At 67.6% G+C, this 10,462-nt stretch carries 11 protein-coding genes; 2 read left to right on the top strand and 9 right to left on the bottom strand.

Going from position 1 to position 10,462, the window contains the following annotated elements; translation table 11 throughout:
• The 4 genes from ACFVJ3_RS48470 to ACFVJ3_RS48455 all read right to left on the bottom strand — a co-directional run.
• Positions 1-476 (bottom strand): biotin carboxylase N-terminal domain-containing protein (locus ACFVJ3_RS48470; RefSeq protein ID WP_378458870.1); only part of this gene is annotated, 476 nt, incomplete at its 3' end.
• A gap of 131 nt (positions 477-607) precedes the next feature.
• A complete protein-coding gene (locus tag ACFVJ3_RS48465; RefSeq protein ID WP_378458869.1) occupies positions 608-1,984 on the bottom strand; it encodes a condensation domain-containing protein in 1,377 nt (458 codons plus the stop codon).
• A gap of 21 nt (positions 1,985-2,005) precedes the next feature.
• Positions 2,006-2,422: a SufE family protein gene (locus ACFVJ3_RS48460; protein ID WP_378458868.1), complete on the bottom strand. Its 417-nt coding sequence runs from the start codon at positions 2,420-2,422 to the stop codon at positions 2,006-2,008.
• A complete protein-coding gene (locus ACFVJ3_RS48455) occupies positions 2,419-3,318 on the bottom strand; it encodes a sulfurtransferase (RefSeq protein WP_378458867.1) in 900 nt (299 codons plus the stop codon). Before ACFVJ3_RS48455 ends, ACFVJ3_RS48460 begins: the two co-directional genes overlap by 4 nt.
• Before the next feature lie 147 nt (positions 3,319-3,465).
• On the opposite strand from ACFVJ3_RS48455, the gene ACFVJ3_RS48450 reads away from it, so the two are divergent.
• Positions 3,466-3,882 carry a group III truncated hemoglobin gene (locus ACFVJ3_RS48450; protein ID WP_378458866.1) on the top strand — a complete coding sequence of 139 codons (417 nt, stop codon included), beginning with the start codon at positions 3,466-3,468 and terminating at the stop codon, positions 3,880-3,882.
• Here ACFVJ3_RS48450 and ACFVJ3_RS48445 read toward each other — a convergent pair.
• Both ACFVJ3_RS48445 and ACFVJ3_RS48440 read right to left on the bottom strand, forming a co-directional pair.
• The gene (locus ACFVJ3_RS48445; protein ID WP_378458865.1) at positions 3,842-5,284 is read right to left on the bottom strand and encodes a condensation domain-containing protein; all 1,443 of its coding nucleotides are present in this window, start codon (positions 5,282-5,284) and stop codon (positions 3,842-3,844) included. The genes ACFVJ3_RS48450 and ACFVJ3_RS48445 overlap by 41 nt on opposite strands.
• Entirely contained in the window at positions 5,284-6,801 is a 1,518-nt protein-coding gene (locus tag ACFVJ3_RS48440; RefSeq protein ID WP_378458864.1) for a condensation domain-containing protein, read from the bottom strand. The genes ACFVJ3_RS48445 and ACFVJ3_RS48440 overlap by 1 nt, the downstream gene beginning before the upstream one ends.
• A 247-nt stretch (positions 6,802-7,048) precedes the next feature.
• On the opposite strand from ACFVJ3_RS48440, the gene ACFVJ3_RS48435 reads away from it, so the two are divergent.
• Positions 7,049-8,767 (top strand): MFS transporter, encoded by a 1,719-nt coding sequence (locus ACFVJ3_RS48435; RefSeq protein ID WP_378458863.1) that lies wholly within the window; start codon positions 7,049-7,051, stop codon positions 8,765-8,767.
• Here ACFVJ3_RS48435 and ACFVJ3_RS48430 read toward each other — a convergent pair.
• The 3 genes from ACFVJ3_RS48430 to ACFVJ3_RS48420 form a co-directional block, all read right to left on the bottom strand.
• Positions 8,750-9,394 (bottom strand): Maf family protein, encoded by a 645-nt coding sequence (locus ACFVJ3_RS48430; protein ID WP_378458862.1) that lies wholly within the window; start codon positions 9,392-9,394, stop codon positions 8,750-8,752. The genes ACFVJ3_RS48435 and ACFVJ3_RS48430 overlap by 18 nt on opposite strands.
• Positions 9,395-9,404: 10 nt before the next feature.
• Positions 9,405-9,767: an acyl-CoA carboxylase subunit epsilon gene (locus tag ACFVJ3_RS48425; RefSeq protein ID WP_378458861.1), complete on the bottom strand. Its 363-nt coding sequence runs from the start codon at positions 9,765-9,767 to the stop codon at positions 9,405-9,407.
• Positions 9,764-10,462 (bottom strand): acyl-CoA carboxylase subunit beta (locus tag ACFVJ3_RS48420; protein WP_378458860.1); only part of this gene is annotated, 699 nt, incomplete at its 5' end. The genes ACFVJ3_RS48420 and ACFVJ3_RS48425, both read right to left, overlap by 4 nt.

Genomic DNA, 10,462 nt, shown 5'->3' with positions numbered 1-10,462 from the left:
CCGTATTCCTTCGCGAAGGCGACGACCTCGTCGGCGTTCTTGACGGGGTCCTTGGTGCCGGCGGCCATCGGGGCCTTGGCTTTTTCGGCGATGTGGCGGGCGGTGACCTTGTCGCCGAGGTCGCGGATCGATTGCGGGGAGGGGCCGATCCAGATCAGGCCGGCGTCGATCACGGCCTGGGCGAAGTCGGCGTTTTCGGAGAGGAAGCCGTAGCCGGGGTGGATGGCGTCGGCGCCGGACTTGGTGGCGGCGTCCAGGATTTTGTCGAACACCAGGTAGGACTCGGCGGAGGTTTGCCCGCCGAGGGCGAACGCTTCGTCGGCCAGGCGCACGAACGGGGCGTCGGCGTCGGGTTCGGCGTAGACGGCGACGCTGCCGTACCCGGCATCGGCTGCGGCCCGGATCACCCGCACTGCAATCTCACCGCGGTTCGCGACGAGCACCTTCGTGATGTGCGCGCTGGCATGACTGGGCACTGAGCCTCCTGTGGTTCGCATAGTCTGTCTCCGCGGTGGCTCCCGTGGGTGTCACCAGCGGTCGTTTACGGCATCACTTCGGAGTCTAGGCACCGAACCGATCCGTGTTGTCACCGGACCGAAATTTCCGGTCAGGGCTGTCCGACGCTTCGCAACCCTACCGATGGGTAGCTGATTGAAACCTGTTCCAGTTGCCGGCGGAGGCTCCCGACCCACGTGTGGACGCTCGCGGCAGCGATGTCGTTGCCCGGATATCGGACCGCCAGATTGACGCCTCGGGGGGTGCGGTTGATCCAGGCGTACACGTCGTGGGTGTACTGCCGGCTCCGCAGTGCCCGGGCGTTGCGCTCGTGCCAGCGCCCCGCTTCGGGCACGAACCGGACGTCCATGTAGGAGACGACGAAGCGCGGCCGGATGGGGATGTCGAGTTCCTTCTCGATGCGGTCGAACGGGACCACCGAGATCGGTTTCGTCCGGGCCACGCTCTCGGCGGCCTCGCGGGCGACGGCGGTGAAGTCGTGCGACGTCACCTCGAAGTCGATCGGGCTGAGACCTACGAACCATCCCAGCGCGGACGCCCACTGCGGGGAGTGCCGGGTATGGACCGGTGTCACCGTCCGAAAGCGTTGATGCCCCGCCACTTCCGCCCCGGCCATACCCAGACACGCGAGGAGGCCGGGGAAGAACCCCACATCCGCCTCGCGGCACGCCGAGTTGAACGCGGCAGCCTGGTCGGCATCGAGAATCCAGGCGGACAGGTTCTGCTGGGCGTACGACGTGCGCGGGCCGACCTCGAGCGGGAACTCGGGGAGTCCCGGTCCCTCGAGTGCCGACCGCCACACGTCGAGCGCCGCACGTTTCACCTCGGCGTCGGTGGAGTTCTCACGCTCCTCACGGCCGAAGTCGATGTAGCTGCCGACGGGGAACAGGTTGGCCGTGCGGCCGGACAGTGCCTCCTCGTACAGGGCGGTCAACTCGTGGGCGACGAGCACGATGGAGAACCCGTCGATGATCGAGTGGTCTGCCGCGAAGAACACCGTGAATCGGTCGCGTTCGACGGTTTCGAGCGTCGCGAAGACGTACGACGGCCAACTGTGGGGCGAGGCGTACTCGTCGAACAGTTGCTGCAGGTGCGCGAAGTTGTCGCCGCCGGCGGCGTCGTACCCATGGCTGACGACCCCCACCTGCAGCCCGCCCTGCGGCACGGTGCGCCGGCGCACGCGCTCGGTCTCCGTGTCGAACGTCGTGTGCGAGCGCAGCACCTCGTGACGATCGGTCCACTTCTCCAGCGCCGACCGGAAAGCGGTGACGTTCAGCATGCCGTGGATCTCGAAGGCGGTCCCCAGCCAGGATTCGCGACCACCGGAGTCGGAGCACCGGCGCAGGTGCGCCTCGTGGATATACGAGGCCGGGCGGGGATCGTCCACCCATTCCGAGCGGGCGCACGGCAACCACTCGGTGAGCGCGCCCACCGGAACGGGGTAGTCGGCAAGTTCGGTGAATTCCATCAGTATGTGTTCAGACCCTGACTAGCCGCGAAGATGCCGCTTGATTCGTGCGAGCATCGCGGACATGCCGCGCAGCCGCAGGGGACTGACGGCGTCGGCGAGCCCGAGCGCGGAATAGAAATCGTCCGGAACACCGAGGATGGTGCCAGCACTGTGTCCGTCCAGGCCCTGGTGCAGGATCGACGCGAAACCCCGCGTCGTCGGCGCTTCCGCGGGCGCGCTGAAATGCAGCCGCACGTGTTCCGGATCGGAGTCGTCGACCGACAGGAACAACGGAGACTGGCACTCGGGCACCGGTTCCATCGCGCCCTGCTCGAGTTCGGCAGGCAGCGGCGCCAGTTCGCGGCTGAACTCCAGCAGCAACTGCAGCTTGTCCGAACCGTCGACGGCAGCGAAGTCGTCGACGATCTCGGCAAGCGAATCGGGTAGTTCGGTCATGACGATGCGCCGGGAACGTCTCCCGGCTCTTCACCCCTGACGATCGGAACACGAACCATGTTGCCCCACTCCGTCCACGAACCGTCGTAGTTGCGTACGTTCGGGTAACCGAGCAGGTGGGTGAGGACGAACCAGGTGTGGCTGGAACGCTCACCGATCCGGCAGTACGCCACGATGGCGTCGTCGGCGGACACGCCGCCGTAGATCTCGTTCAGTTCACCGCGCGAGCGGAAACGGCTGTCGGGGGCTGCGGCCTTGGCCCACGGAATGCTCAGTGCGCTCGGGATGTGGCCGCCGCGCAGCGCCCCCTCTTCGGGGTAGTCGGGCATGTGGGTGCGTTCGCCGGTGTACTCCTGGGGCGAACGCACGTCGATCAGCGGCCCCTCGCCGAGGTGATCGAGCACGTCGTCCTTGAACGCGCGGATCGGGGCGTCGTTGCGCTCGACCACCGGATAGTCGGTGGGGGAAGTCTCGGGGACGTCGAACGCGGTGTCCCGGTTCTCGGCGATCCACGCGTCGCGGCCGCCGTCGAGGAGACGGACGTCCTCGTGTCCGAACAGCGTGAACACCCAGAGGGCGTACGCCGCCCACCAGTTGCTCTTGTCGCCGTAGATGACGACGGTGTCGTCGCGGCTGATGCCCTTGCGGCTCATCAGGTCGGCGAACTGCTCGCCGTGGATGTAGTCACGAGTCACCGGATCGTTGAGATCGAGGTGCCAGTCGACCTTGACGGCGCCGGGGATGTGGCCGACGTCGTAGAGGAGCACGTCCTCGTCCGACTCCACCACCTTGAGGCCGGGTGTGCCCAGATTCGCGGACAGCCATTCCGTCGACACGAGCCGACCGGGGTTGGCGTACTCGGCGAAGGACTGGGTGGGATCTGGCGCTACGGGCACGAGTGGGCTCCTGGGGCAGATGCGACGGGGACGGCGTCAATTCTATGCGGACGCCGGAAGTTCTTCCGACCGGCGTTCACACTTACCTTCCGCGGACGGTGAGGGAGGCCGTTCGGGCGCGTAGATTCGCACCCGAACGGAGGCCCCATGCCCGACATCTCGACGCGCGCCGACCTGGAACTGCTGCTCCGGCACTTCTACGGCCGGGCATTCGCCGATCCGGTCCTCGAACCGGCATTCGAGACGCTCGCCGTGATCGGCGTAGACGACCACCTGCCCGTCATGTGCGACTTCTGGGAGACGATCCTGCTGCGCACAGGCGTCTACCGCGGCAGCGCATTCGCCGTGCACCGGGCGCTGCACGGCAGCCACGGATTCACCGACCGGCACTTCGAGCGGTGGGTCGAACTGTGGACGTCGAGCGTCGACGAGTTGTTCACAGGCGACGTCGCGCAGCGGGCCAAGGTCGAGGCAGCAAAGATCGCCCACGCGATGCGGCGACGACTGTTAAGCCCTCCGGCGGTCAGACGACCGGAGTGCCTTCCAGGTTCAGCTGACTGGTGAGCTCCGCGATGGGGGTGACGCCGTTCTCACAGATGTCGTGCATGATCTCCCGCAACCGCACCAGGAATTCCGTGACCGCGCGGCGTGCCGTCGACGTCTCCGGGAACCGCGACCGCAGCGCGAGACCCCGCTGCGTGCGTGAGATCCAGAACTGCGCGTCGTCCGCGACCGTCACGTTGCTGATGTGGTGTGCGTTCAGCTCGTCGTGATCGTCGGTGCCGGGCAGTCTGCGGTAGTCGATGTACGAGACCATGAACACATCCGTGCGGGTGCGGCGGTATCCGTCACCGAGCGCCTCCCGCACCTGGGCCATCGTCACACCCTTGAGTGTGAGGGCCGTGCGGAACGAGGCGTGGGTGTGCGCCAGCGACGACTGGAAGTCGCAGTCGGGGGTCAGTTCGACCGTCAGCGGGGCGCTCGTCGTGAGCCACCCGATCGCATTGGCCCACTGCGGGTCCTGGCGAATGTGCAGCGGAAACTGCAACGGCATCCGGGAGATGCCGTTGATCGAGTGCACTGCCATGCCCATCGCGGTGAGCGTCCCGGTGAACAGGCTTCCCCCCGAGTCCAGGCAGATTTCCTCGAACCGCTCGGTGTCGGCGGCGTCGAGGAGGGGACGGACGTCGGCTCCCTGCGGAGCGGGCCTGCCCGCCTCGACACCCAGATCGAGCGGGAAACTGGGCGCGGTTCCGCCGCAGCGCTCGTAGAAGCGTGCCCATTCGCGCACCCGGGGGTCGCCGATCTCGGTGACCGGTGCCTCGGCCTCGAGTTCGCAGTACCGCAGGAAGCTCCCGGGGTCGCCGAGTTCCTTCGTCAGGTCGGCTTCCGTGAGCACGGCCGAGCCGCCGAGTCCGATGAGTCTCTGATAGATCTGCCGGAGTTCGCCCAGCGCGATGACGAGCGAGTATCCGTCGACGAGAGTGTGATCGAACGCACTGACCACGGTGTAGTGCGAGTCGCGCTCGATGGTGGCGAACAGGTACGCGGGGAACGTCAGCGGGTCGCACGCCTCGGTGAACCGGTACCGCAGATGGTCGCGGAGCTCGTGCGGTGACGTGGTCACCGAGGACTCGGACGCGACGACCGTGATGTGACCGGGGTCGAGATCCACGCGCGCCATCGCGTCCGGGCTCACGTCGAACCCGGTCTGCAGCGTGTCGTGACGCCGGATGAAGTGCACCAGCGCCTGCGCGAGAGCATCTCGGTCGAGTGTCCCGGGAAGGTCGAAAGCTGCTGCCATCCAGACGCTTCGGCCGACGCCGTGCGTGCGCGCGGTGTCGAGATGGAATTGCTGGTTGTACGACGGCGGCACCGCGGACGGGGAGACCTCGCCCGGCGCGACGGACCATTCCGTCACCAGGCCGGGTTCGAGCATGTACCGGTCGATCGACGTGACGTGCACTACTCCACCCCTGCGGCAGTCGCGGAGTCCGCCGCCGGCGCGAACGATGTCACCGTGTAATCGCCCTCGCGGGCAACGGTTTTCATGATGGCCGACAAACGTTCCGCATATGCGGTCACGGACCGGTGCGCCTCGTCGGTGTCGGGGTGCGAGACGGCCATCCACGTGCCCTCGAGCATGCGGTTCACCCAGATCGATGCGAGCTGGGTGGCCTTGCCACCGACGATGCCGGTCGCCCGGGTCGATGTGAAACTCTCGGTCTGCGGCAACCGCCGGCCGTCGATGTACGACACGATCGGAGGCGGTGCGAGTGTGGTGGCGTGTTGCGACATCCCCTCGGGGCCGGCCTGAGCGAGCACGGTGTCGATCACCTGCTGCACGGACACCTCGCCGAGCGCCTTGCCGGACCGGTAGGCGTCCTGCGCGCGCTGGGCCAGTCCCGTGAACGTCGTGGCGTCCTCGAGGGCGAACCCGACCGGAATGAGATTGATGAACCACCCCTGGGACCAATAGAACTGCGGGTCGTTGCGAGTGGTGAGGGGGGACAGCGCCATGTAGCGGTCGCGCCCGACCAGTTCGTGTTCGGTGATGGCGAGGGCCGCGAACACGCCGCCGATGAAGTTGGAACCGTGGGCCTTGCACACGGCACCGAACCGCTCGCACTCGTCGGCGTCGGCGAGGTCGAACCGGCTGCCGATGGCCGGCTTCGGTTCGTCGGACGCGCCGAGATCGAGAGGGAAGCTCGGGAACGTGCCGCCGTTGCGGGTGAGGTGGCCGATCCAGCCGTGGACCTCGGGGGAGGCGAGGGTCAGCGTCGCCGCCTTCTCCCGTTCCCGCCGGCTGTACTCCACGTAGCTTCCCGGGGCCGGCAGTTCGGGCTCCGCGCCGTCGAGTTCGGCCTGATAGATGATCCGCGTCTCGGCGAACGTGAGGATCATCGACTGCATGTCGGTGTGCGCGTGATCGACGGCGTGGAACAGGGTGAAGCTGTCCTCGGACCCGGGAGCCCCGGCGTCGTAATGTTCCACCACGCCGAACACGAATGCAGGCCAGGCCAGCGCGCTCGTGTCGTTCGCGAAGCGCGTGGCGATGTGGTCGCGGACCTGTTCAGGGGTGGTGAGGGTCTCGCCCTCGTGCGCCGTGAGCGCGATGGAGTCGGCGGGCACGACATGCCGCCGGACGGCATTTGTGGTGTCCGTGGGGTCGGCGTCCGCGTTCTCGAACGAGAACCAGCTGTGCAGCGTGTCGTGCCGCAGGACGTAACGCTCCAGGGTGCGTGTCATCGCGACGGTGTCGAGCCTGCCCGGGAAGTCGAACGCGATGCCGATCCACGGGGACTGGGTCTCGCCGTTGTTCGCCGCCAACCGGGCTCGCCGCAGGTGGCGCTCCTGCATGGTGGTCGGCAGTGCCGGATCCACCGGCGCGTCGGCAGCCGCACGTGCACTCGCGTCCGTGACTTTCCACTCGACGACCCTCCCAGGCTCTGGCTTCCAGTGGGTGATCAAGTTCAAGTCCATCGAGCGGCTCCTGGTCGGGTTCGAGTTGCGAGTTCGGTCGGGTGTGGCACGGACTTCTCGCAACAGGATGCGGCACCGAGTGCCTTACCGCGAGAGGTAAAGAAGTATGAGACTGATTACAGGTCGGTCCCGGTCCAGTCAAGTGTCGGGCAAAAGGGTTCTACGCTGCAAGTTCTTCGCGTATCATCCAGCAAGCTTTGAGCCACCTCACAGCATTCTGGGAGATTCGAGCCGCTAGCCTGTCCGGATGCCTGTGACTCAGCGTGACGCACTCTATCGAGGCGAACTCGGTCGGTGGGTCCCGTGGCTGGGTCTGGCCACCAGTCTCGCCGCCGTGTTCATGCAACTCCTGGACGCGACCATCGTCAACGTCGCGCTTCCGAGCATCGCGGTCGATCTGGGCGCCTCGGTGTCGGCGCAGCTGCTGATGGTGAGCGTCTACACGCTGTCGTTCGCATGTTCGCTGATCACAGCGGCGCGACTGGGGGATCTCCTCGGCCGACGACGGGTCTTCCTCACCGCACTGGCCGTCTTCATCGTTGCCTCACTGCTCTGCGGACTGGCCCAGACGCCGACCGCTCTCGTCGTGTCGCGGGCGTTGCAGGGCCTCGCGGCGGGGTCGATGTCGGCTCAGACGTTCGCCATCATCTCGGGACTCTTTCCGAAACGCTCGCACCCGCGCGTGTTCGGAATCTACGGCGCGACCATCGGGCTCGCCACGATCTGCGGCCCGCTCGTCGGCGGACTTCTCATCCAGTGGGACCTCTTCGACTGGGGATGGCGGCTGATCTTCTTCGTCAACCTCCCGATCGGTCTCGCGGCCCTGGTCCTCGGCTACTTCTATCTCGTCGACGCGAAGCCCGACGGCGTTCGCCGACTCGACGTGGGCGGCGCCGTGCTGTCGGCGGTCGGGCTGTTCCTCCTGATTTTTCCGCTCGCAGAGGGCCGGGAACGCGGCTGGCCGACGTCGATCGTGGCGATGTTGCTGTGTTCGGTGCCGGTCCTGATCGCGTTCGTCGTCTACGAGTGGCGGCTCGGGCGCCGCGGCGGCGATCCGGTCCTGCGCCTCGAGTTGTTCACCGACCGCGCGTTCTCGCTCGGTGCGGCCATCGCATTCGTGTTCTTCGGGACGCTCACGTCGTTGATCTTCACCATCTCCCTCACTCTGCAGTTCGGGTTCGGGTTCTCACCGCTCAGGGCCGGGGTGATGACGCTGCCGTGGGCACTGGGGACCGGTCTCGCCGCGCTCGCCTCCGCCGCCGTCTACCGGCGCATCGGCAACCTGGTCCTCCCTCTCGGGATGGTGCTCTTCGCCGGCTCCCTCGTCGTGCTGGCGGCGCAACTGCAGCACGAGGGCACCGATCCGCGGTGGTCGGCGCTGGCCGGGCCGCTGTTCATCGGGGGAGCCGGGCTCGGACTGTTCGTGGCGCCGCTCCAGACGGCGATCCTCGCGACCGTGCAACCCCGGAACGCCGGGTCGGTGTCGGGGTTGCTCCCGACCGTCCAGCAGGTGGGTAGTTCGATCGGACTCGCGGTGATCGGCGTCGTGTTCTTCAACCTCGTCGCGACGCAGTCGGCGGACGCGGTGCAGGCCGAGCGGCCAGCGCTGACCGCGCAGCTCGCCGAGGCCGGGGTGCCGCCGGCGCTGATCCCGCGCGCCGAGGACACGTTCGTGCGCTGCGCGACGGAGCAACTCGGGTCCACGTCCCCGATGAAGGTGCCCGACGAATGCCGTCCGCCGGCATCCGGAGGTGCGGCGCTCGGCGCCGCTCAGCAGCAGATCGCCGACTCCGCGGTGGTGGCCGCACGGGAATCGACTCGATCAGCGGCAGGAGAGGCGTTCCTCCAGGCGGAACGCCGCATCCTCTGGATCATCGCGGCGGTCGCGGCGGCAATCGGCGCGGCGTCGCTGACGCTCCCGCGCCGGAACCAGCAGGTCGACGAACGGTCAGCCGACACGGCCTGACGACGCCCACAACTCGGCGACGCCGACTCCGACCTCCGCGAGCAACCTCCGGACGAGCGGCAGACCGATTCCGATCACGCTGGACGGATCGCCCTCGATGCGATCCACGAACCAGCCCCCGAGACTGTCCAGGGTGAAGGCTCCCGCGACCTGCAGCGGTTCCCCGGTCGCGAGGTAGGCCTCCAGATCGACGTCCGGTGGGCTTGCGAAATGGACGACGGTGGCGCTGTGATCGTGTGCGTCACCCACCACCGCGCCCTCCTTGATCCGCAGGACGCTGTGCCCCGTGAGCAGGGTCGCACTACGGCCGGCCATCGACGACCACCGCGCGCGGGCGACGTCGACGGTTCCGGGTTTGCCCTGCAGGGACCCGTCGATCAGCAGCATGGAGTCGCATCCGACGACCACGGCGTCCGAGATCCCGTCCCGTGCGAGAACCGGGAGGACGTCGCCGGCCTTGGCGCGGGCCAGTTCGGTGACGACGTGCTCGGGGGCGGCGTCGGCACCGAGTGCCGCGATGAGGGCGTCCTCGTCGACTCCGGAGACTCGCACGACCGGCTCCACCCCGGCGCTGCGCAGAACTGCCAGCCGCGCCGGGGAGGCCGAGGCGAGAACGAAGGACGTCACCGGATTCTGATCAACGCCGGTACGCCGACACGTTGGGGAACGCGTACGGCGAGAACGGGGCGATGCTCCGGTGCATCCGCGTGGGAGCACCCCAGGACTCGGGCGGGACGTCCGAATCCGGATCACCGCTGCCGGCGGCGGCGACCGCGGACAGCACCGCGACGAGCGCCGCGATCTCCTGGTCGGACGGTGAGCCCTTGACCACCTTCAGGAAAGGCTCACGGGCCGTGTCGGCGGCTGCGCCGTCCGTGTCACCAGGCAGGTCGGTGCCCGCACCCTCCGCGAGCGTGGTGTCCGCTGCGGAACCGTTGACTGACGACGTCGCGTCGGAACCGGTCTCGGTGCGCACATCGTCCTCGGTGATAGCGGTCATAGGGGGATGTTCCCATGCTTCTTGGGCGGGAGGGTGACCATTTTGCGTTCGAGTAGGCGCAGGGCGGCCACGATCTGTCCGCGGGTGTGGGACGGGGGGATGACGGCGTCGACGTAGCCGCGTTCGGCGGCGACGTACGGGTTGACGAGGGTGTCCTCGTATTCCTGTTGCAGTTGCAGGCGCAGCGCGTCGACGTCGTCGCCGTTTTTGGCGGCCTCGAGGAGGCGTTTGCGGTAGACGAACCCGACGGCGCCGGAGGCGCCCATGACGGCGATCTGGGCGGTGGGCCAGGCGAGGTTGACGTCGGCGCCCATGTGCTTGGAGCCCATCACGTCGTAGGCGCCGCCGTAGGCCTTGCGGGTGATGACGGTGATCTTGCCGACGGTGGCCTCGCCGTAGGCGTAGAGCAGTTTCGCGCCGCGGCGGATGATGCCGTTGTATTCCTGGTCGGTGCCGGGCAGAAAGCCCGGGACGTCGACGAGGGTGATGATGGGGACGTTGAACGCGTCGCAGGTGCGCACGAAGCGGGCGGCTTTTTCGGAGGCGTCGATGTCGAGGCAGCCGGCGAACACGGTGGGCTGGTTGGCGACGATCCCCACGCTGCGGCCGTCGACGCGGCCGAAGCCGACGACGATGTTGCCGGCGCGTTCGGCCTGGACCTCGAGGAATTCGTCGTCGTCGAGGATGCGGCGGAT

The sequence above is a fragment of the Rhodococcus sp. NPDC127593 genome (assembly GCF_042671975.1).
Classification (GTDB): Bacteria; Actinomycetota; Actinomycetes; order Mycobacteriales; family Mycobacteriaceae; genus Rhodococcus_F.
This window is presented reverse-complemented; position numbering and strand designations above follow the sequence as displayed.

Bases quoted from the DNA above. Each gene is read 5' to 3' on its own strand.
- ACFVJ3_RS48465 (WP_378458869.1), bottom strand. From the start codon at position 1,984: ATGGAATTCACCGAACTTGCCGACTACCCCGTTCCGGTGGGCGCGCTC.
- ACFVJ3_RS48460 (WP_378458868.1), bottom strand. From the start codon at position 2,422: ATGACCGAACTACCCGATTCGCTTGCCGAGATCGTCGACGACTTCGCT.
- ACFVJ3_RS48450 (WP_378458866.1), top strand. From the start codon at position 3,466: ATGCCCGACATCTCGACGCGCGCCGACCTGGAACTGCTGCTCCGGCAC.
- ACFVJ3_RS48440 (WP_378458864.1), bottom strand. From the start codon at position 6,801: ATGGACTTGAACTTGATCACCCACTGGAAGCCAGAGCCTGGGAGGGTC.
- ACFVJ3_RS48435 (WP_378458863.1), top strand. From the start codon at position 7,049: ATGCCTGTGACTCAGCGTGACGCACTCTATCGAGGCGAACTCGGTCGG.
- ACFVJ3_RS48425 (WP_378458861.1), bottom strand. From the start codon at position 9,767: ATGACCGCTATCACCGAGGACGATGTGCGCACCGAGACCGGTTCCGAC.